This window comes from Pyxidicoccus sp. M15 (assembly GCF_056858435.1).
Genome location: NZ_CM166495.1, coordinates 12,088,943 through 12,110,169, shown reverse-complemented (window position 1 = coordinate 12,110,169; position 21,227 = coordinate 12,088,943). Strand labels below are relative to the sequence as shown.

Here is a 21,227-nt window from a genome sequence, read left to right as displayed (position 1 = left end):
GCTGACGGACGGCTACTTCTTCGGCGCCTGGGCGGGCGCCTTGTCCTTGGGCGCCAGCAGCTTCGGGCGGGAGCGCTTGAGCTTCTTGTCCAGCTCGTCCGGGCACGGCGGGCGGGGCCCGTCGCTCGGCGGTTGAATCGTGAACTCGACGCGGCGGTTGAGCGCCATGCCCTCTTCCGTCGCGTTGTCCGCCAGCGGCCTGCTCCGGCCGAAGCCCTGCGAGCACAGCCGCTCCGCCGCCACGCCGCTCTCGATGAGGAAGCGCACGACGCTGGCCGCGCGGCGCTTGGACAGGTCCAGGTTGTACGCGTCGCTCGCGCGCGCGTCGGTGTGGCCTTCCACGAGGATGCGGTCCACCTCCGGGTTCTCGTTCATCACCCGGGCCACCTCCTCCAGGATGGGGAAGGACTCGGAGAGGATGACGTCCTGGTCGGTGGCGAAGTTCACCTGCTCCAGGATGACAATCTTGTTCCCGTCGCGCCGGGCCAGCGGGCACCCGTCGCGTCCGCGGCTGCCGGCCGGCTGGTCCGGGCACTTGTCGAGCCGGTCCACCACGCCGTCGCCGTCCTTGTCCGTGTCCGGGCAGCCCGCGTTCCCCACGGGACCGGCCATGTCCGGGCAGAGGTCTCCCTCGCCAATCACGGAGTCGCCATCCGGGTCCACCGGAGGCGGGGGCGGAGGCGTCGGCTCCGGCGGGTCCTTGAAGCGCTCCAGCGCCTCCCACTCGCGCGTCTTCGCCGGAACCCAGATGATGGACGTGAAGAGGCTGAGCGTGGGCGACGCGAGCGAGCACCCACAGCCCGCACCGCCGCCGAACGTGAAGGTGAGGCCGGTGGAGCTGTACCAGCGCAGGCCGATGAGCAGCTCCGCGGGCACCTGCCGGGGCTCGTCCGGCAGCTTCTCCAGGCCCACCGCGCCGTGCACCATGCCCACGGCGGTGATGCCGCTGCCGCGCAGCAGGGGCACCTCGGTGCCCACGCCGAAGGGCATCATGTCGCCCACCGACACCCCGTTGAAGACGTAGTCCGGCCGCTTCCAGAAGCCGCCGTTGAGCGCGAGGAGGATGCCGTTGCCGAAGCGGTAGTCGAGCACCAGGCCCGGCGCCCACGTCAGCTCCCCGTCGCCGGCGAACGCGTCCTGCGCGCCGGTGGGGAAGCTCACGTTGAGCGTCAGCGCGGCGCCGAAGCCCTTGCCCTCGGCGGGACGGCGCAGGCCGGGGATGGCCACCTTGCCGGTGAGCCGCAAATCACCCAGGACGAAGCTCTCCACGCTCCCCTCGGTGCCGATGACCTCCAGGTTCTGCCCGCCCTGCGCGAGGATGAGCGGCATGTCCACGCCGACCTCGGCCCAGTCGAACAGGCCCACGCTGGCCATGGCGTCCAACTGGAGGCGGTTGCCGACGAGGGAAATCTTCCCCAGGTCGCCGCCCTCGGGGACGAGCGTCAGCGGGTTGAGCGAGTAGCTGAAGTAGGGGCCGCCGGCCACGGACAGGTGGGACAGCGGGCGTGACTGCGTCACGACCACCAGGTCCTGCGGGGCGCCGGAGGGACGGAATATCTGGACGTTGAAGCGCGTGTCCGGCTGGGCGGTGGCGGCGGTGGACAGCCCCAGCGCCAGGAGGAGGAGCGGCAGGTGCGAGGGCTTCATCGGGCGCGGCGCTGGTTCCTGAGGAGCATGAAGCCCGCGGCGAGCAGCACCAGGAAGGTGGTGCTTCCCGCGGGAGTGGCGTCGGCGGTGGTGCCACAGCAGAAGGCGCCACCCTGGGGCTCGGTGCCGGGCTTGCGGCGCCCGCGCTCGCACTCCTGCGTCTTGGCCGAGCAGAACTCCACGCCGAGGCAGTCCCCACTCTCCTCGCAGGCGGTGGAGCAGCTGTTGGTGGCCACGTCGCAGGTGCCGCCGCAGGGGCAGTGCGCGTCGGCGAAGCACTCCACGCAGGTGCTGCCGTTGCAGACGAGCCCCTGCTGGCACGTCACGGCGCACGCGCCGGCGTTGTCACAGGTGCGGGTGGTGGGGTTGCACACGCCGCTGCCGCAGTCCGAGTCCTCGCGGCAGCCCACGCAGGCGCTGCCCTGCACGGAGCCGTCGGAGAGGCAGAAGGGCGTGTCGCCCTCGCAGGCGCCGCAGCGCTCGCCGCAGTGCCGGTCGGTGGTGCAGGCGCTGCACTCGCCGCTGAGACAGAAGCTGCCGTCGCCGCACTCCATGTCGTTGCGGCACTGGACGCAGACCTCGCCGTCCAGGCAGAAGGGGCGCTCGCCGGGGCACTTCGCGCAGCCGGGGCCGCAGGCGTCGGCGGTGTTGCACTCGGGCACCACGTCCACGCAGCGGCCGTTGAGCGCGTCGCACTGCTGGCCGGGGGCGCACTGGCTGTTGCTGGTGCACTCCACGCAGGACGGAGAGGCGCCGGGCGTCAGCGCCGCGCACTGGGTGCCGTTGGGGCAGCAGTTGCAGGAGTTGCCCGCGCACGAGTCATTGGTGGCGCAGGTCGAGCACTGGTGGTTGGAGCAGATTTCTCCGCGCGGGCACTGGTCGTCGGTGTTGCACTCGTTGCACGTGCGGGTGGTGGGGTCGCAGACCTCGTCGCCGGGGCAGTGGTCGTCGGTGGTGCACTCCACGCAGGCGGAGTTGGGCACGTCGCACACGGCGCCGGGGCAGTCGCTGTCGTCGTTGCAGCCGGTGCACTGATTGGTGGCCGTGTCGCAGCGGCCGTTGTCGGGGCAGTCCGCGTCATCGTTGCAGCCGCGGCAGACGTTGTCGGACAGGTCGCAGCGGCCGTTGAGGGGGCAGTCCCCGTCGTCGTTGCAGCCACGGCAGGTGTTGTCCGTCAGGTCGCAGCGGCCGTTGGCGCACTGGCTGTCCTCCGTGCACTGCACGCACTGGGTGCGGCCGTTGAGGTTGGCGCAGTGGGGCGTGGACTGGCCGCAGGGAGAGCAGCTGTCGCCGCACTGGAGGGACGAGTTGCACGGCGCGCACAGCGCAGCGGCGTTGCAGTAGTAGTACGAGCCACAGCCGCCGTTGTTGGGCGCGTTGACGTTGGCGCGGCTGCACTGCTCGCAGCGGTCGAGGTTCTCCGGGTAGGACGGGAGCCCGTTCTCGGTCTGGAAGAACTGCGCGGGCTGCAGCAGCTGGAAGCCGGAGCTGAACAGGTTGACGATGGGGGGCTGGTTCGCGGCCCGCTCGAAGTCCGTGAACGCGCCCGACAGCATGCCCATCTCCAGCGCGGCGTGCTCCGTCACCTGGACATAGAGCATTTCCACGGCGTAGATGCCGGGCTGCATGAAGGTGACCGCGTTGGTCGTTCGCCAGGTTGCTGCGCCCAGCTGGGGAGGGCGGTTGATGACCGTGTATGTCTGGCCCCGGTCGTAGATGACGAAGCTGATGGCGTCGTCTGTATAGAAGCCGAAGTGCAGTGGCTGGCCCTCGAGCCCCGAGGGGATGTTCAGGTAGCCGCGGAAGCGCGAGACGAACGAGGTGAATGCGTCGTTGTCGTTGATGACGTTGTAGCTGCAGCCACCCGTGGAGCAACGAGGCGCGGTGACCTGGCCGACGAAGTCGCCGTAGCTCAGTGTGCGTCCGTCGTTGAGGTTGTTCGACAGGTCGAACGGCGTGCGCAGCACCGTGGTGACACGGCTCTGCTTGCTGGTGGGCTCCTCGATGTATCCGTTGATGCCATCGAGGTACGTGCCGCGTGTCTGCGGGAACTCGTTCAGGGTCCGCGTCCACACGTTGGACGCGACGCACAGGCCGTGACCGCTGCCGCTCAGCGCAGGCGCTATCGGAGGACCTTGAACGGTGACGTCCGCCAGCTTCTGGCCCAGGGCTGGGGAAGCCGTGAGACACACTGTCACCACGGCGAGCGCGATTCGCGCGATGCGGAGCAGGGGGGATTTCAAAGCGGCGTCAGAATGCTCGATTCCTCTGACAAGAGCAAATTCAAGCGCTTACTCCGCGGGTATGAGCGTGCAGGGTGGCTGACACAACTCGGCAGGTCTTCTTCAATTCTCACGACCTGGAGATGTTCGAAGCAGGTCGATGAACTCCTCCACGATGCGTTCGGTGGAGAACCGCCCCCGGACGAAGCGCATCCCCGCCTCGCCCATGGCCCGTCGGCGCTCGGGGGGCATGTCGGCGGCGGTGACGAGCGCGTCACGCCACGCGGCCTCGTCTCCTGGTGGAAGCAGCAGTCCGGTTTCCCCCTCGAGGAGTGTCTCCGGCAGCCCACCAATCCGGCTCGCGAGTACGGGGACTCCGCTGGCCTGGGCCTCGATCGAGACACGTCCGAAGGGCTCCAGCCACTCCGAGGGGACGACCGCTACGTCCATGGCCGCGTAGAGCGGCCGCATGTCCCCCGTCCAACCCCTCAGGACATGTCGCTCCTGGAGCTCAGGGGAGATGGCCTCCCGCAGCCTCGGGTGCGCGGCCTCCTCGCCCACCCAGAGAGCACGCAGTCTCGGACGTTGGGGCATGGCCTGGTTGAAGGCCGCCGCCAGCCGGAAGACTCCCTTCTCTGGCTTCAGCGCTCCGACGAAGCCGACGAGCAGTGCATCCTCATCCACGCCCAGTGCCCGGCGTGACTCCTCCCGGAGTCTTGCGTCCGGGCGGAAGTGCTCCACGTCCAGTGGGTTGTAGAGCAGGCTCACCCGCTCGGATGCAACTCCCTGCTCCACCAGGTTGGAGCGCATGGACTCGGAGACGGCGATGAAGCGGTCCGCCCACCGGGGCAACAGCGCGCGAGACATCGGCTTGAGCCGGCTGTTGAGGTGCCGGAACAGCGCCACGGGCGTCCCGGTGAGCTTGCCCAGCGTGAGCAGCGGCCAGTACTCATGGCCGAAGCTGCCCACCAGCCAGTCCGCCTTCACCTTCCGGAGGGCGCGCAGGACGCCCCGGGCGCCGCGGACATCCGCCGCATTGCGGAAGATGCCGGGCTCGATGGAAAGGCCGCTCGCCGCCAGCTCGCGGGCGATGTAGCCCTCCGGACGGGCCACGGTGAGCACCTCGTGCCCCGCGCGGGCGAGGGCACGCACCAGGCATACGAGGTGGGTCTCCGTGCCTCGCGCCCCAAGGCTGGTGCCGACAAATACGAAGTTCATGGCCTCCAACACACCACGGGTTCCCCTCGTGGACGAGGGGAACCCGGCACTCCAAGCGGCGGATTTCACGCTCCGCCGCGCTCCCGTCTCACTCGTTGATATAGAGACGCGTCACCTGCATGCGGTGGTCCGACAGGTACGGCTCCTGTCCCAGATGCCTGTCGTAGGCCGTGTAGGAGTCCACGAACCCGAATCCGGGCGTGCTCACCCAGACCCAGAGATGGTCGCCATTGAAGCGCGGTGGCGTCTCCGGCGTGACGTGGCAGCCGGTGCTCGGGGGCAGGCAGAAGTGCTTGTACGGGGGCGTGTAATAGATGGACTGGAACTCGACACTGACGGGCGTGCTGTACGGGTCACCTTGGAAGACGCTCGCGTTCATGTCGCCGCCGATGATGGCCGGCATGCCGGGGTTGCGCATGTAGGCCATCACCTCGTCCACTTCCTGCCGCCGGTAGGGGACCTCGGAAATGCCGCGGCTCTTCGCCACGCTTCCCGCGAGGAGGTGGAGGTTGGCGACCTTGACCGGGAAGCCACCCAGGTCCAGGACGACGTAGTGCCAACGGTGGTCGTAGCCTTCGAGCGGCTGTGAGAACTGGACCGGCACGTTCTGGCTGATGGGGAATTTGCTCATGACGGCAAGGTCCCCATTGCCCGAGAACCGGACCTGCCGGGCCAGTTCCTTGATGTACGGGCTCGCGGCGATGTTCCACACCGTGTTCTCGCTCGCCTCCTGGAACATGACCACGTCGATGTCGTTCCTGTCATTCATGTGCTGGGCGAGGCGGTCGAAGCTGCTCACCCCATCGTCGTCGGCACCATTGCGGACGTTGAAGGTCGCGACCTTGAAGGACTGCACGAACACGTAGCGCTTCAGCGGCGTCCTCAGCACGCCGCCGCTCCCATCCGTTGCCTCGGCCACCACGGAGAAGTCCTGCCGGTAGGGCAGGTAGTTGGTCGGGCATCGCGTCTCCTCGGCATACGACTTGAAGTTGATGGAGAGGGAGACGGTGCGCGAGGAGGCCGTGGTCGCGGCGCTGTTCTGGTTGGAGAAGGTGAAGGACTGGGTCGAGAAGCCCTCACGCAGCAGCACGTCGCTGCGCTGTTGCATGCAGACGACGTTGAGCGTTCCCTGGAGCTTGACGGACTTGACTCCGCGGGCCGGGTCTGCCGCCGTTGCGGTGAAGGTGAGGGCCTTCTGGGCCTGCCGGAAGAGGTAGGTTGGGAAGCTGTCCGTGGTGGGCGCGCCGAGGAGGCCCTCCACCTGGAGCTCACGGCTCGCGCCGATACCGCTGGTCACGTAGCTGAGCGTCATGGGAGGCGGCTCGTTGCAGGTGCTCGAGCCATTGCAGTCGCCCCAGTCGTAGCCGTCGCATACCGACGTCCCCGGGCATCCCCAGTCATTGGTGCACGCCTTCTGGGTGCCCGCGACGCATGCGGCGCTGGCGGTTCCCCCCAGGAGCACGAGCATCAGCGCGGCCCAGGCCGCGAGGTTGTCCTGCAGGAATGCGCGTGCACGCACGTGGAGTCTGGATGTCGATGATGGCATTGCAATCAAGTGCGGCAATGTTCCCCCTCTTGTGTGGCCGAGCCACGCTCGCGGCCCGCGTGGCGGCGGTGTTCCGCCCGCCCCGAGACGTTCTATAGCGATATGGTCTGACAGCGACTTGCTGGCTGCTCCACGTGGCCCGGGCCCTTCAACTGGCCCCGTCACTCACGCCCGGCGGCAGCTCACGTCGCCGTCCTGCGAGCGGATGAGCGCGGCGGTCAGCTCATGGCCCAGGGCCGCGCACAGCACCTCGAAGGTCCTCCGCCTCGCGCCTCCGACGACGACGGAGGGCTGGCTGGTGAGCGTCTCCGGGTGTCTCACGAAGATGTTGTAGCCGACGATGCACCCGTCCGCGCGCAGCACCGTGATTCCGTCCGTGGCCATCATCCCCCGGAGCAGCTGCGCGGTGGCGCGCACCGCGGTGGCGGCGGCGTCGGTGGGGTCCGCGTGGTAGCGCTCCAGCAGCGCGACGATGTCCAGCGGGCGCGGCAGGATGATGCCGTCCACGAACAGCATCGAGCCCGCGCGCTCCCGGGGCAGCACCGCCACCAGCGTGCCGTGCGAGCCCTGCATCACCTCGAAGAGGACGCGGCGGAAGAAGCCCCGGGCGCGCTCTCGCGCGGCGGTGGCCACGCCGTCCGTGACGGCCTCGGCCAGCTCGTCCAGCACCTCCGGCGGAGACGCCGCCTCCACGCGCGCGCCGGACAGGTACACGTGCCGGCACAGCCCGCCGCACGCGCGCAGCTCCAGGATGTTGTCCGCCAGCTGGAGCACGCCCACCACGCCCGCGCCTCCGTCGCCCGAGCGGCGCAGCCGCTCCAGCGGGGTCTCCGCCAGGGGGAACGGGTCCGTGCGGAAGACGCCGTACGCGAAGCCCTCCGGCACCCGCAGCAGGTACAGCGCCCACCAGCGGCCCTGGCCCAGCGGCGCGCACTGCTTCAGCGCCCGCTGAATCGTGGCCCGCGAGCGGGGACCGATGCCGATGCCGATGGGGTCGTGCCCGCCGAGCTGCGCCAGCATCTGCCCCAGGTCGTCACAGACGAAGGCCATGGGGAACAGCGGCGCGCCCTCCTCGCGGTAGCGCGACAGCGTGACGATGAGCTCTCCAATGGAGTCCGCCGTCTGCGGACACGTCATGCGGGCTTCGTCCAGGAACGTGCCGACCGCGTCGGTCAGCAGGTGGCGGAAGGAGAGGACGAGAGGTGGCGACCCCGGGGCGGCCGGGTCCGAGCCGTTCATGACGCCCCCAGCATGGCGCATTGCCGCAGCTCACGCACGGACGGAGTTCAGCCGTGCCCGCCTGCCTGCCCTGGGCCGTCAGCGCTCCTGCCGCTTGAGGCTCACCAGGAACTTGCGCAGGGTCCGCCACTCGTCGGGCTCGAAGCCCTGGAGGGTGCGGATGAGGCGGCGCAGCTCGGGCGGGTGCTCGGCGTGGGGCGGGGGTGGCTCGGCGACCTGCCAGGGGCCCGGAGGCAGCGTGCCGGCGGGGAGCCCCAGCATCCGGTCCGCGGACTCCTGCAGCACGTGGCACAGCCGCCAGAAGGTGGGGATGCTGGGGAAGGCGCGGCCCCGCTCGATGCGGCCGTACACCTCGGTGGCCAGGTCGATGCGCTCGGCCACGTCCGCCTGGGTGAGCTCCTGGCGCACGCGTGCCGCCTGAGCGTTCCTGCCCAGCGTCTTCTTCAGTGACGACTTCTCGCGCTCACCGAGCATACCTGCCAACCCATCCTGTAAAGTCCTGGGCCGTAGATACGACTTAATGGATTGGGGGCACAGGACATGCGGAGTGGGGCCGGCGGTAGGACCCGGCAGGTTGCGGTTCCGACCCGATTCCTCCCATCGGAATGCCAGACCCTACCCGTCCAGGAGGCACGGCGTTTCGGGGCCGCTGTCCGCTCAGGCCAGCCCCGTCCGGGCCTCGTCCAGCTTCGCCGCCGTGCGCGTCCAGTCGTCGGCCAGCCCGTCCAGGTGCGCCAGCACGTCGGAGAAGAACCGCGCCTCCAGCGCCCTGGCCAGCGTGGCTCCGTGCGCGTCCGCCCACTGCCGGGTGACGCGGGCGCGCACCTGCGCGCCCAGCAGGTCCACGAAGCGCTCCATCAGCGGCGTGGACAAGAGCGTGCCCGCCCACACCACCGCGTCATGGCCGAAGCCGCCCGTGGCCACCGTCACCACCGCCGCCGCGCCCGACGGCACCGAGTACACCAGCGTCGTCAGCGTCTGGAGCATCTCCTCCCGCATGCCGCCTTGCAGCTCCGCCGCCACCAGGTCCCGGCAGTAGGCGTACAGCGTGGCCCGGTCCGCCGCGTGCGCGTGCAGCGGCTCGAAGCCCAGCGGCTCCTCCAGCTTCGCCAGCGTCACCGGGCCGAAGGCCTCCGCCAGCTTCGCCTTCGTCTCCGCGTCCCCGCGCCACGCGGCCACCTCCGAGGCCAGCGCGTCCACCAGCCTGCGCACGCCGTCCTTCATGGTTTCATCCACCGCGAGCGTGGGCGTCTCCGCGCCCTCCGGCTCCGGCCCGGTGAAGGACTGGCGCACCTTGCGGCTGACGAAGGTGAGCGCGGTGGCCAGCCCCCGGAAGGGCAGCCGCACCCACTTGTGGAAGTTGCTGCGCGCGTCCAGCTCGTCCCGGAAGGCGTCGATGAGCACGTCCGCCGGCACCGCCTTCAGCGCCGCGCTCGCGCCCACGCCGGTCAGCTCATGCCGCAGCCGCTGCCGCAGTCGCTCGGGCTCCTGCGCCGCGCGTGACGCCGCGCGCGCCACCACGTCCAACTCCGCGCGTGCGTCCGCGAGCGACGCCTCCAGCGCCCGGGCCTTCAATTCGCGCGCGTGCTCGGCCTGTCCCAGCAGCGCGGACAGCGCGGGGCGCCCGTCCAGCGGCTCGGTGGCCAGCGGCTTGAGTCCCGCCTCCACCTCCGGCTGGTGCGGCGCCAGGTAGCGCGCCAGCGGCGGGTGGCCCACGTCCGCGGCCAGCTTGTCCAGGTGCCCGCGCGCCACCTCCTCGCGCGTGGCCTCGTTGTAGACGAGGAGGTACGGCCGCCCGTGCCCCACCGCCGCGCGCAGGAAGTCCACCAGCGCGGCGTTCTGGTACGTCTGCCGGCTCACCACGAAGACGAGCACGTCCACGGTGACGAGCAGCGCCTCCGCGCGCTCGCGGTTGTCGCGGTACACGCTGTCGAAGTCCGGCGTGTCCATGACGAGCAGCCCGCGCGGCACCGCGTCCGACAGCACCAGGTACAGCCGCCCCGCCGGGCCCGGCTGGTCCACCGGCGCCACGTCCCCCGACGCCACCGGTACCGTGTCGTAGCGCCGCGTGAGGAAGTCCTTCAGCGCGCCCGTCCACGTCTCCGGGTGCGCCGCCGCGAGGCACTGCTTGGTGAGGCCGCCCTCGGGCCGCGCGGGAGACAGCGCCGCGCCCACCAGCGCGTTGAAGAGGGTGGACTTGCCCACATTGTTGGGGCCGGCGATGGCCACCAGCAGCAGCGGCGCATCCGCGGAGCCCAGCCGGGGGAGCAAGTCCCGGCGCAGGCGCTCGGCGAGGCGGCGCGCGGCGTCCGCGTCCGGCGCCTCCGGGAAGCGCTCGGGGGCGGGGAGGGCGTCGAGTGCGGACGCGAGGAAGGTGCGCAGGGTGTACGGGTCTCTCATCACCGGAAGTCCGCGCGCACCAGAGCATGCACGCGGCGCCGTGCCCAGGAGATGCACTCGCGGGTGTCGGCCGAGGACAGAGGCGGCCATTGGCGCTAGGGTCGCCCCATGCGCCTTCCCGCCACCTGCCTGCTCCTTTTGGGGCTCGTCGCCTGCACCGCCGCCAACACCAACGCCCCCGCGGACGAGTCCCATGCCGGCTCTCCGCTGCCCTTCATCGAGGACGACTACAGCCGCGCGCTCGCCGAGGCGAAGGCGAAGGGGCTGCCCCTCTTCGTCGACGTCTGGGCGCCGTGGTGCCACACCTGCCGCTCCATGAAGGCGTACGTCATGTCCGACAAGGCGCTGGCCCGGCACTCCGGCCGCTTCGTCTGGCTGGAGGTGAACACCGACCTGACGACGAACGCGGCCTTCCAGGAGAAGTACCCGGTGGAGTTCTGGCCCACGCTGTACGTCATCGACCCGCGCCAGGAGAAGCCGCTGCTGCGCTTCGCCGGCAGCGCGACGGTGGACCAGCTGGTGAAGCTCTTCGACGACGGGGAGCGCGCATATAAAGGAGGCGTCACCGGCGCCGAGGCCCTTCTGGCGCGCGGCGACGCGCTGTACGCGGAGGGCCGCGCCGCGGAGTCCGCCGAGACGCTGGCCGAGGCCCTCGCCGAGGCGCCCGCGGACTGGTCCCGCCGGGGCCGCGCGGTGGCGTCGATGCTGACGGCCATGTACGGCGCGAAGCAGTACGAGCCGTGCGCGCGCAAGGCGCTGGAGGAGCTGCCGAAGACGCCGCGCTCCATCTTCTGGGCCAGCGGCGCGTCGCTGGGGCTGTCCTGCTCCCTGGCGCTGGACGAGGCGTCCGCGGCGGCGAAGGAGCTGCGGCCCGCCCTGGAGGCGAAGGTGACGGAGGCCCTGGCGCCTCCGGCCATCGAGATGGCCGCGGATGACCGCTCGGACCTGTACGGCGTGCTCGTGGACGCGCGCGAGGCGGCGAAGGACGAGGCCGGTGCGAAGGTCCTCGCCGAGGAGTGGCTGAAGTACCTGGAGGTCGAGGCCGCGAAGGCGCCCAACCCCGAGGCGCGCACCGTCTTCGACTCGCATCGCATGGGGGCGGCGATGAAGCTGGGCGCGCCCGAGCGCGTGATTCCGGCGCTCGAGCAGAGCGAGCGGGACTTGCCCCAGGACTACAACCCGCCCGCGCGCCTGGCCACGCTGTACCGCATGCAGGGGCGGCTGGACGACGCGCTCGCCGCGAGCGACCGCGCGCTGGCCCGGGTGCAGGGCTCTCGCCGCCTGACGGTGCTCTCCGGCCGCGCGGACATCTTCGTCGCGCGCAAGGACCCGGCTGGCGCCGCGAAGACGCTGGAGGAGGCCATCGCCTTCGCCAAGACGCTGCCCGCCTCGCAGGTGTCTCCGCGCGCGGTGGCGGGCCTGGAGAAGAAGCTCGCCGGGCTCCAGCAGGCCGCGCAGCCCGCGCCGAAGTAGGAAGCCCGCGCGGGCGGCGCGCTCAGCGCGTGGGGGCGCGGGTGTTCAGGTCGAACAGCTCGTACTCCCCGGGCGGGCACTCGCGCATGCCGCCGTCGGTGAAGACGAGCACCGCCGCCTCCGGCCTCGGTGGCGGCGGCGCGCCGTGCGCGTAGTCCACGCGCGTCCCATCCGTGACGAGGTGGCGCACCACCCCGTCGCGCGCCTCCGCGGTGGAGATGCCCAGCAGCTCGCGGCTGCGCTTGTCTCGCGTGTGCCCCACCACCTGCGTCAGCCCGGCGGGGAGCCGCCTCGGGTCGAAGCGCCGGCGAGGTGTCCCCCGCACGCGCTCGGCGTCCTCCGGCTTCAGGCTGGGGCGGTGGTAGAAGATGCCCACGCCTTCCCCGAAGGCCGCGTCGCCGGGACGGTGCAGGCCCGGCACGGACAGCGGCCCTCCCGTCCACGCCTCCACCGCCGCGTCCACCGCCCCGTTCAGCGCGGACGCCACCGCGCCCGCATCCGCCCGTCGCGACGGCGGCAGGCCCGTCACGTCCAGGTCCTCGTGGGTGACGCCCGCGTGCAGCACCAGCAGCCCGGACCCGGCCGCGTACGCCGTGCGGAAGCGCCGCACGCGCAACAGGTGCTCCACCCACGTGCGCTGCGCCTCGCGGAAGTTGCCGAAGTCGCGCGCCACCAGCTCCGCCGTGGGCACCCGCGGCCAGCGGGCGAGGAACTCGCGCTCCGCCGCCTCGTCGGTGTGTCCCGCCTGGTAGACGCGGTCGGCTTGCGCCTGCGCGGCGGCGAACGTCGCGTCCGTGAAGCCCCCCAGCTCCCCCACGCGGCCGAGGTCATGGTTGCCCAGAATCATCACCACCTGGTCCGCCGGGTGCGCGGCCAGCCACGCCACCAGGGACAGGGCGCTGATGGCCCCGGCCTCGCGCTCATACGGCTTGCCCCAGTCGAAGTGGTCGCCCACCGAGACGAGCATCACGTCGGGCCGCAGCCAGCCGTCGGTTCCCAGCGCGTCTTGGTGCGCGAGGATGGCCAGCACGCGCTCCAGGTCCGCCTGCGGGTCCCCCATGACGAGCCTCCGCCTCCGGGGCCGTCCCTCGGCGGGCGTGGAGTGGGGGCCCCGCTCCACGGCTTCCGCGGCTCGGGCGAAGGATGCGTGGATGCGGGCGTCGCGCGTATCGTTCACGGCGCCCATCCTAGGCTTGGAAATGGCAACTCAGGAGGTCTGGAAGAAACGGGCGATGAGGGCCGAACGGCTCTCCACCTGGGCCTTGCTCAGCAGATGCGTCACGTGGACCTCCACCGTGCGCTCCGCGCACCCCAGCCGCCCGGCGATGGACTTGTTCGTCTCGCCCTGGACGATGTGGGTGAGCACCTCCGACTCGCGCGCCGTGAGCGACCAGCGCGCGGACAGCGCCTGCACGCGCGCGGCGGCGCTGGACGCGGTGCCGGTGTCGATGGCCAGGTAGTGCGACGGCAGCCCGGGCGTGCGCAGCGGGGTGAGCGTCAGCGGGCCGGAGCAGGGAACGCCCTGGGCGCCGTGCTTGAGCTGCTCCATCAACTCCGGCTCGCCGCGCTCCAGCCGGATGCGCCCGGCGGCGTTGGCGTGCACCACCCGGCCGCTGGAGCTGACCACCCAGGCCGCGCGCCCGAGCGCCTCCATCGCCACCTCCAGCGCGGTGGACATCAGCCCCGACTCGCGCAGCCGCGCCTCCATCGTCAGCCGCCGCTGCAGGGCCGGCGTCAGCGCCTGGAGCAGCCGCTGCTCGCGCTCGGTGAAGGGCTCCTCGCGGCCCAGGCCCACCCAGCCGAGCAGCGCCGGGCCCTCGCACACCAGCGTGCGCAGCCAGGCCATGTTCTCCACGCCCAGCTGCCGGAACACCGCGCCGGAGCGGGCCAGCGCGCGCTCACGCACCGCCTCCAGCTCGCCCTCGCTCAGGCCCAGCCGGCGCCCCACCTCACCCGCGGGCAGGTCCGGCAGCGGCATCCGCTGCGCCTCCGTCTCCGCCAGCGAGCGGAAGTGCAGCGCGCGGTTGCGCTGCGCCGGCTCGGGGCGGGCGGGATCGAACCAACCCCACGGGTCACCCACCGCGGAGATGGAGCCGTCGAGCACGCCGTGGACCGTCGCCGCCGGGAGGGTGAAGCCCTGGCAATGCGAGTAGCTGGCGTTGTTGCGGCCGGGGCCTACATCCACCCCGTACGCCACCGCGCGCTCGGCCTTCAACACCTCGCGCAGGGCCCCCAGCACCGATGGGAGAGACTCCGCGCTGGGTTCGGCCTCCGCGACCAGGACCTCCAGGTCCGCCAGCAGCCCCTGCTCCTCGGAATTCAAACGGATCAAGATTAACGGAGTATACCCCCAAGGGCAGGGTGGCCGTCACGGGCGGACCCCGAGGTCGCCCAAGCGTCCGGGTCCTGACGTCTGGTGGGTCCATGCCCCCGGGGGGTGGAATCCGACCCGACGGGTTTCCCGTATGGACCTGTGAACACATTGCCCTGAGACTCAGCGAGTCGGCTCCCGGGGGGGAGGGCCGCTACCGTGGTGCGTGAGCGCGCGCCGGGTACTCGACCTCCGGGTGCCCGGCGCGCTGTTCCGTTGCCCGCCGAGCGGTGGCGCGCGTGGCGGCGGGCCTTCCAGCAGTCGGTCGGCGGCATGCGCGGGCCTCCGGGCGCCGCGTCACGTGACGGGACGCAGGAAGCGTGGGAGGCGCTGGGTCGGCACCACCCTCTGGATGAAGTGCAGCGAGCCGAGCCCCAGGTACGCCAGGCCGAACGCGAGCGTCGCCCAGCCAATCCACGCGCTGACGTCAGCGGTCCCCAGGCCGACCAGTGCCCAGATGCAGAGCGCCGCGCCGACAGTCCATGGCGCGGCGGTGCGCAGGTGGGGCCGGCTGAACGCGGCGCCGAGCGAGAAGAGGGCCGCCGCCAGCACCCCGAAGCCGAACCAGCTCGGCTCTCCGGGGGGGAAGAGCACGGCCAGGGCCAGCAGCGCGCTGAAGAGTCCGAGGATGGAGAGTCCCAGGGTCATGACATGACTCCACGAAGTACCTGGAGGAAGGGTGACGTCGCACCCCCCCGAATCCAAGCGCGTGGGTTTTCCTGGCGAAGCGCTCCGCCGACCCCCTGGCGCGTAGCCGGCAACGCACTTCCGACAAGCGGGCTTCGCGCCTTGCCGCGCGGCGTCGTCGTCCAAGGCCGCGAAACCGCTCCCTCCCCGCCTCCGGCACGCGACTGGCTACGGGAGGCGATCCGCAACGAGTGAACAAACGCAATTAGGGAGGACGTGCTCTCGAAGGGAGGTCAGATGGGGAGTGATTGGAATTCCGCCGTCATCGGAGTCGCTCCCCACCTGGCGCGCGCCGCGCGCCTGTCGCATGAGTACCTGCGCCTCCACCTCGGCCGGTTCCGCGAGGACGTGATGCGGGGCATGGGCCCCACGGTGGAGGCGCTGGCCTCGGTGGTGATGCTGCGTCGGGAGCACGTGCCGCTCTTCGGGATGCTGCTGCGGTCCCACCGGGACGAGCTGCTGGCGCTGGCGGATGCACGCACCCTCACTCCGGCGCGCTCGCTGGAGTTGATACAGCGCGTGGGCTCGCTGGTGCGCGAGGACCCACTGCTGCGCAAGGACCTCGAGGCCGCGCTGGAGGCGCACGCGGCGCACTGAGCACGCACCAGGCATGACCGTGCGCCGGCCGGGCCGCGCGGAAACGAACGGACATCCAAAGGGGTGTGGGATGAAGACGAAGAGCTCCGCGAAGTGCGCGCTGTGCATGGCCGTGGTGATGGCGGTCTCCGGCTGCAGGACGCCCGCGGCCATGGGCTCACGGGGCATGAGCGCCTCGGACACGGGCGCCTCGGCTTCCGGCGACTCCAGCCAGGGGTCGGACTCGGGCTCGGGCAACTCGAGCCAGGGTGACTCCAGCAAGTCGGACTCGGGTGGCTCCAGCGACGGCAACAGCTCGGAGTCCGGAGGCTCCAGCGACGGCAACAGCTCGGAGTCGAAGAGCTCGGAGGCGGGCGGCTCCAGCGACGGCAACAGCGCCGACTCGAAGAGCTCGGAGGCGGGCGGCTCCAGTGAGAGCCGCAGTGGCGCCAGTGAGCGGACCTCGCGCAGCTCCGAGGAGGGTGGCTCCAGCGAGGGCTCCAGCGGGACGCAGAAGGCGGAGGGCGAGGCGTCGCGCTCGAACTCCGACAACAGCAGCCAGAGCAACAACGACAACGTGGTGTCGGCGGTGACGGTGGGCGTGGTGGTGGTGGGCCTGGGCGTGGTCATCTGGCAGGCGTACGCGGCGGCGGAGCGCCGTCGGGGCGTGTCGCCGAAGGAGATGGGCCGCACGGCGCAGGTGTACCTGCGCTCGCGCACGCACCAGCTCCGCGAGGACCTGGCGCTGGGGGCGGGTCCCACGGTGGAGGACCTGGCGGCGGCGGCGCACATCCGCCGGGAGAACCTGGGGGCCTTCGGCCGCGTGCTGCGGGCGCACCGGCAGGAGCTGCTGGCGATGGCGGACGCGCGCACCCTCACGCCCGCGCGGGCGCTCGCGTGGATGGAGCGCGTGGGGGAGCTGGCCAGCGCCGACCCGCGGCTGGACGAGGACCGCCGTGCCTTCCTCCTCTCCGCGCCGGGAGGAGCGGAGACGGCGGAGGTGGCGCGTTGAGTCGCCACGCGGCCTGGGTGCTCGGCCTGGTCTGCGCGCTTCCGGTCGCCGCGCCAGGCCTGCCTTCGCCACGGCCGCCCGCTGCCGCGGAGGAGGACCTCCCCGCGCGGGTGCGCGCACTGGAGCGCTCCGGCGTGGTGCTGCGGGACGCGGCGGCCCGGGACGCGGCGCTGGTGACGGAGGTGGAGGCGGGGCTCCAGGCCCTGCCGCCCGCGATGCGCCGCCTCCCCGGCGGCCCGCTGGAGCTGGTGCTGCACGAGGAGCCGGCGCCCCTGGGGCTCGGTGACGGCACCCCGGAGCGGCCCGACTGGACGGAGGGCCGGGCGCGCTTCCACCTCTACCGCTACGCACCGTCCAACGAGCACCGCGCCACGCTGCGGCTGTCCCGGCTGACGGACGCGGAGTCGGAGCAGCTGTGGCGCCGCCGCGCGGTGGTGCACGCGGTGGTGCAGCGCTGGGACGATGACCGCGGCTGGAGCGGCACGCCGCTGTGGCGCCGGCTCTCGGGCTGGCAGAAGCCCTTCGAGCGGCCGCTGGTGTGGAAGGAGGAGGCCCGCCTCACCTACGCGGGCGCCTTCAGCCGCGCCCTGGGACAGCGGAGCGCCTCGCTGGACCTCGTCACCTTCGCGGAGGAGCTGCTCGTCCCCGCCGAGTCCCTGCGCGCTGACGCGCTGCCCGTGGACGACCAGGTCCGCTGCCAGGAGTTCTCCAAGGCCCGCGCGCTGGCGGAGCAGGTCGAGTCCTCCGGCCTCGGCACGCTGCCGGCGCGGGGGAGCTGCCCGACCTTCGAGGCCTGGGCGGAGCTGGAGTCCCTGTCGCACTTCGAGGTGCTGCTGGTGGCCTCCACCGGCCGCCAGCCGGAGTCCCTCTTCGGCCACATGCTGCTGCGCCCGGTGTGGCACGAGGGCGCGGTGCCTCGCGGCCCCACCTTCGAGCGCGTGGTGCAGCTGGTGGCGCTCACCGGCATGGAGTCCAGGGGGCTGGGCTACGTGGTGAAGGGGATGACGGGCGGCTACGACACCGTCTTCCTCACGGGGACGATGGGCGATTTGTCCCACGAGGCGCTGGAGCTGGAGCAGCGCTCCATCCGCCGCTTCCGCCTGCGCCTCACGCGCGGCGAGGAGGCGCGGATGCTGGAGCGCGTCTGGGAGCTCGAGCGCCGCGGCTACATGGGCTACTACTTCTTCACCGACAACTGCGCGAGCGCGCTCATCTTCCTCCTCAACGGAGCGATGGAGGGCGGGCGGCGGGTGCGCACGCCCGGCACGTTCTGGGTGCTGCCCACGGCCACGCTGGACGCCCTGGCCCGGGTGGAGGTGGTGGGCCAGGACGGCCGCGCCGGGCCGCTGCTGGAGCACATCCCGGACGCCTTCGAGTCCACCGGGGACCGCGCGCTGCGCTCGCACGCGGCGCGCGAGGACGCCCTGTCCACCCTGGCCGGGCACGTGGACAGCGCCGGGTACGCGCGGCTCCGGGAGCTTCACGCGAAGCTCCAGTCGCCCGAGCCCGACGTGCGCCGCGAGGCCTGGGACGCGCTGCCGGAGGTGGTGCGGGCCCTGCTCGCCTCCGCGTCGCCCCACGCGCACGCGCCGGTGCGAAACCAGCTGCACGCCTACGTGGCCCACGCGGTGCGCGTGGAGCGCGCGGCCGTGGACCGCGCGGAGGGCGAGCGCCTGGGTATCGAGCGTGAGCAGCTCCTCGCGGTGAGGGTGCCGGTGCCGGGCTCGGCGGCGGCGGGCGTGCGTGAGCGCCAGCGCATCTTCGAGAACGAGGACGCCCTGCAGCGCAAGCTCTCCGTGCTGGACCGCACCACGTTGTTGCAGGAGGCGCTCGCCACCGCGCCGCGCCGCAGGGCCACGCCGGAGGAGCTGCGCATCCTGGTCCGGGCCGAGCGCACCGAGGCCGCCTTCACCCGGGCCACGGAGGTGCAGGGCGCGCTCAACGACGGTGTGCTGGCGGAGGTGGACCCGGTGGCCTTCCTGGGCGAGGACCGCCGTCGCAAGGTGGAAGCGGAGACCGCCTGGGCGGACGGCGCCCTGCGGGACTCGGGCGCGGGGCGCACGGTGGTGAGCCTGGGCGTGGACTTCCCGGACGCCGGGGGCGCCAGGCCGGTGGTGAGCGTGCGCACCGCGGGCATGGCCGAGGCGCTCGGCGACGCGCGCCTCCACGGCTTCCAGCCGAGCAGCGAGCTGCGCGTGCTGGACGGAGAGCTCTCCCTGGAGCCGCGCTGGGGCGTGCCCCGGCTGCTGGCCTCGGAGCTGACGCTGGTGGGCTATCGCACGCTGCTGCGCGAGCTGCCGCAGTTCCGCGATTCCACCTGGGACTCGCTGGGCTGGGGCGCGGAGGCGCGCGTGACGTCGGCCCCGGTGCGCTCGCTGCCGCACCGGGCCTCGGTGCAGGCGGAGGCGCTCATGGTGCTGGATGAGAACGAGCGCTTCTCCAGCTTCACGGCGGTGGGCGTGGGCGCACTGGCCACGATGCACTGGAGCCAGGCCGCGCTGGCTCCGGCGGCGGGACCGCGCCTCTCGGTGGCGCACCGCACGGGGCTGCCCGGCTCGGGGGCCAATGCGGTGCGGCTGGAGGCGGCGTATGCCCCCACCTGGCGCGTGGGCGACGAGCACGTCACGCACGAGGCGGGGGCCTCACTCCAGGTGGAGTGGTGGCTGGGGCGGGCGGGGCCCTTCGGCGTGCTGCTCACTCCCCGCGCCTGGGTCCGCTGGGAGGGCTCAGTCGCGCCTGCGCTTCATCGCGAGTCACTGTCTCCGTCGACCTGGCTGGACGGCTCGTTGGAGCGGCGCCTGGCACTGGGCCTCGAGATGCGCTGACGGCGAGCGGCTCGTGCCGCCGCAGGAGGTCTCCGGTCGCCAGCGGGCGGCTGGCCGCGCCCGCCACCGCGCCGATGAAGGTGCCGATGACGTGGAGCACCACGAAGCCCTGGAAGCCCAGCCCGTAGAAGAAGCGCGACGAGTCCTGGTGGCTGAAGAAGTAGAGGAGGAAGAGCACGCCCGGCACCGCGACGGAGTTCACCGCGGCCGCCGCGAGCGCGCGCTTCAGGCGGCCCGCGTGGTAGCCGCCGAAGGCGCCTCCGAGCAGCCCGTTGAAGAGGGGAATCCAGAAGGTGACGAAGCTGGCGATGAACATCGTCAGGACGCTGCCGACGAAGATGCGCTGCTTGAGGACGACCTGCTCGGGCTTCATGGTGACGCCCGGGGGCAGCTCGGAGCGGACGAACTCGTAGTGGGGGGGCGGCGTCGCGCCCGCGTCGGGCTTGATGAATTCAGGCATGTGCGTCGAAGCTCCCGTGAGACAGGGTGAGGGCAACGCTGGATGCCCTTGAGGTTGGGACGGTGGCGGGAACAAGGAAGGGCTGCCCGGCGCACCGATGGGCGGGCCTCCCTGCGAGCCCTGGTGCACTCTCTCCGGAATACGGCTGCGGTGCCCGCCTCCCGACAGTGCAAGGGGAAGATGGGCATGGTCCTGGCGGGCCGGTGGGTTGCGGATATGCTGCCGCGCCCGGCTGCACCCCCTCCCATCCCGCACGGAAACGCCCATGAGCCTTCGCCGCACGCTGCTGACCGCCGTCCTGGCTTCGACCGCCCTCCTGTCCGCCTGCACCCTGCGCCCCTACTACCGGGACGTGGTCGCGCCGGGCCCCAACGCCAGCGTGGCGGGGCAGACGGTGGCGCTGCGCGTGCTGGACGCGGAGACGAACAGGCCCGTGCCGGGCGCCCGGGTGCTGGCCGGCGACAACCGCACGCGCCTGTCGGCCATCACCGACGCGGAAGGCCTGGTGACGTTCCAGGTGGCGCCGGAGCTGCTGAAGGAGAACCCGCTGATGGAGGTGGTGCTGCCCGCTGGCGTGAGGAGCTACCGCCTGCAGCTCATGCCCTCGGGGCAGTCGCCCGCGCCGGAGGGCATGCCCTCGACGCCGGAAGCGCCCTCCATGCAGGAGACGCCGGCCAACCCTGAGACGCCGACCTCGCCGGAGACGCCTGCCAACCCCGAGACGCCGGGCGCTCCGGCCTCGCCCGCCGCCCCGACGGGGCCCAGCGCCGGTACCTGAGCCGGCGCTGTTTTCCCCTCCACGCGTGTGCTCAGCCGAGCTTCGCGTGGAGGAAGCCCACGGTGCGCTTCCACGCCGTCTCGGCGTTGTCTCGCGAGTAGACCTCCGGGCGCGTGTCGTTGAAGAAGGCGTGGCCGGCGTCATAGCGGTGGATTTCCACCGGGACGTGGGCGCCCTTCAGCGTCTTCTCCAGCGCATCCACGCGCTCCGGCGTGCACCAGTCGTCCTGCCGCGCGAAGTGGCCGAGCACGGGCGCGCGGATGCGGGACACGTCCGCGCCCTGCTCGGGCGGAATGCCGTAGAAGGGCACGGCCGCGTCGAGCCCCGGGTCATTCGCGGCGGCGAGCAACGTCAGCGCGCCGCCCATGCAGAAGCCCATGATGGCCACCTTCGTGCCCGGAGCCCGCTGGCGCAGCGCCTCGGTGGCGGCGCGCAGGTCCGCGGCGGCCCTGCCCCAGTCCAGCGCGTTCATCAGCTGCTCGGCCTCCTTCGCGTCCTTCGCCACGCGGCCGCCGTAGAGGTCCACGGCGAAGACGGTGAAGCCCTCGCGCGACAGCCGGTCCGCGATGCCGCGGATGTGCGCGTTGAGGCCCCACCACTCGTGGATGAGCACCACCGCGCCGCGCGCCCCGCCGCCGGGAGCCTCGCTGAGCTGGCCGGCCAGCTCCTGGCCCCGCGTGTCCGTCAGCTTCGTCTGCCCTGCCATCGCACACCCCTTCGAGGATAACGAAAGGGCGCAGCGTACCCACGGGCTCCGGCCCGGAGCAGGGGAA

The 21,227-nt window shown here is 72.0% G+C and carries 16 protein-coding genes; 5 read left to right on the top strand and 11 right to left on the bottom strand.

Annotation, left to right across the window (positions count from 1 at the left end; genetic code table 11):
* Positions 1-12 precede the first annotated feature (12 nt).
* The 7 genes from traB to ACX9TP_RS45045 form a co-directional block, all read right to left on the bottom strand.
* Complete coding sequence (gene traB, locus ACX9TP_RS45075; RefSeq protein WP_482976892.1) at positions 13-1,647, bottom strand: outer membrane exchange protein TraB; 1,635 nt, start codon at positions 1,645-1,647, stop codon at positions 13-15.
* Positions 1,644-3,848, bottom strand: a complete 2,205-nt coding sequence (gene traA / locus ACX9TP_RS45070; RefSeq protein ID WP_482982328.1) for an outer membrane exchange protein TraA family protein — start codon at positions 3,846-3,848, stop codon at positions 1,644-1,646. The genes traB and traA overlap by 4 nt, the downstream gene beginning before the upstream one ends.
* 144 nt (positions 3,849-3,992) lie before the next feature.
* A complete protein-coding gene (locus ACX9TP_RS45065) occupies positions 3,993-5,087 on the bottom strand; it encodes a glycosyltransferase family 4 protein (RefSeq protein ID WP_482976891.1) in 1,095 nt (364 codons plus the stop codon).
* An 88-nt stretch (positions 5,088-5,175) separates the two neighbouring features.
* Positions 5,176-6,606, bottom strand: coding sequence for an endonuclease/exonuclease/phosphatase family protein (locus ACX9TP_RS45060; protein WP_482976890.1), 1,431 nt, complete (start codon positions 6,604-6,606; stop codon positions 5,176-5,178).
* Between the two features lie 192 nt (positions 6,607-6,798).
* The gene (locus ACX9TP_RS45055) at positions 6,799-7,872 is read right to left on the bottom strand and encodes a hypothetical protein (RefSeq protein ID WP_482976889.1); all 1,074 of its coding nucleotides are present in this window, start codon (positions 7,870-7,872) and stop codon (positions 6,799-6,801) included.
* A 78-nt stretch (positions 7,873-7,950) separates the two neighbouring features.
* The gene (locus ACX9TP_RS45050; protein WP_482976888.1) at positions 7,951-8,346 is read right to left on the bottom strand and encodes a helix-turn-helix transcriptional regulator; all 396 of its coding nucleotides are present in this window, start codon (positions 8,344-8,346) and stop codon (positions 7,951-7,953) included.
* Positions 8,347-8,529: 183 nt separating this feature from the next.
* On the bottom strand, positions 8,530-10,272 hold the full coding sequence (locus ACX9TP_RS45045; protein WP_482976887.1) for a GTPase: 1,743 nt from the start codon (positions 10,270-10,272) through the stop codon (positions 8,530-8,532).
* Between the two features lie 108 nt (positions 10,273-10,380).
* On the opposite strand from ACX9TP_RS45045, the gene ACX9TP_RS45040 reads away from it, so the two are divergent.
* The gene (locus ACX9TP_RS45040) at positions 10,381-11,745 is read left to right on the top strand and encodes a thioredoxin family protein (protein ID WP_482976886.1); all 1,365 of its coding nucleotides are present in this window, start codon (positions 10,381-10,383) and stop codon (positions 11,743-11,745) included.
* 22 nt (positions 11,746-11,767) lie between these two features.
* On the opposite strand, the gene ACX9TP_RS45035 is transcribed toward ACX9TP_RS45040, so the two are convergent.
* From ACX9TP_RS45035 to ACX9TP_RS45025, 3 genes are all read right to left on the bottom strand, one after another.
* Positions 11,768-12,931: a metallophosphoesterase gene (locus tag ACX9TP_RS45035; protein ID WP_482976885.1), complete on the bottom strand. Its 1,164-nt coding sequence runs from the start codon at positions 12,929-12,931 to the stop codon at positions 11,768-11,770.
* Positions 12,932-12,952: 21 nt separating this feature from the next.
* Positions 12,953-14,077, bottom strand: a complete 1,125-nt coding sequence (locus ACX9TP_RS45030) for a LuxR C-terminal-related transcriptional regulator (protein WP_482976884.1) — start codon at positions 14,075-14,077, stop codon at positions 12,953-12,955.
* Between the two features lie 336 nt (positions 14,078-14,413).
* Positions 14,414-14,764 (bottom strand): hypothetical protein, encoded by a 351-nt coding sequence (locus ACX9TP_RS45025; RefSeq protein WP_482976883.1) that lies wholly within the window; start codon positions 14,762-14,764, stop codon positions 14,414-14,416.
* A 255-nt stretch (positions 14,765-15,019) separates the two neighbouring features.
* Here ACX9TP_RS45025 and ACX9TP_RS45020 point away from each other — a divergent pair, with 255 nt between their 5' ends.
* The 4 genes from ACX9TP_RS45020 (at position 15,020) to ACX9TP_RS45005 (ending at position 20,454) form a co-directional block, all read left to right on the top strand.
* Positions 15,020-15,400 carry a hypothetical protein gene (locus ACX9TP_RS45020; RefSeq protein ID WP_482976882.1) on the top strand — a complete coding sequence of 127 codons (381 nt, stop codon included), beginning with the start codon at positions 15,020-15,022 and terminating at the stop codon, positions 15,398-15,400.
* A gap of 70 nt (positions 15,401-15,470) precedes the next feature.
* On the top strand, positions 15,471-16,391 hold the full coding sequence (locus tag ACX9TP_RS45015) for a hypothetical protein (RefSeq protein ID WP_482976881.1): 921 nt from the start codon (positions 15,471-15,473) through the stop codon (positions 16,389-16,391).
* A 110-nt stretch (positions 16,392-16,501) separates the two neighbouring features.
* Positions 16,502-19,216: a lipoprotein N-acyltransferase Lnb domain-containing protein gene (locus ACX9TP_RS45010; RefSeq protein ID WP_482976880.1), complete on the top strand. Its 2,715-nt coding sequence runs from the start codon at positions 16,502-16,504 to the stop codon at positions 19,214-19,216.
* Between the two features lie 725 nt (positions 19,217-19,941).
* On the top strand, positions 19,942-20,454 hold the full coding sequence (locus ACX9TP_RS45005; protein ID WP_482976879.1) for a hypothetical protein: 513 nt from the start codon (positions 19,942-19,944) through the stop codon (positions 20,452-20,454).
* Positions 20,455-20,485: 31 nt separating this feature from the next.
* Here the strand turns inward: ACX9TP_RS45005 and ACX9TP_RS45000 are convergent, their stop codons facing one another.
* A complete protein-coding gene (locus ACX9TP_RS45000) occupies positions 20,486-21,160 on the bottom strand; it encodes a dienelactone hydrolase family protein (protein WP_482976878.1) in 675 nt (224 codons plus the stop codon).
* Positions 21,161-21,227 lie beyond the last annotated feature (67 nt).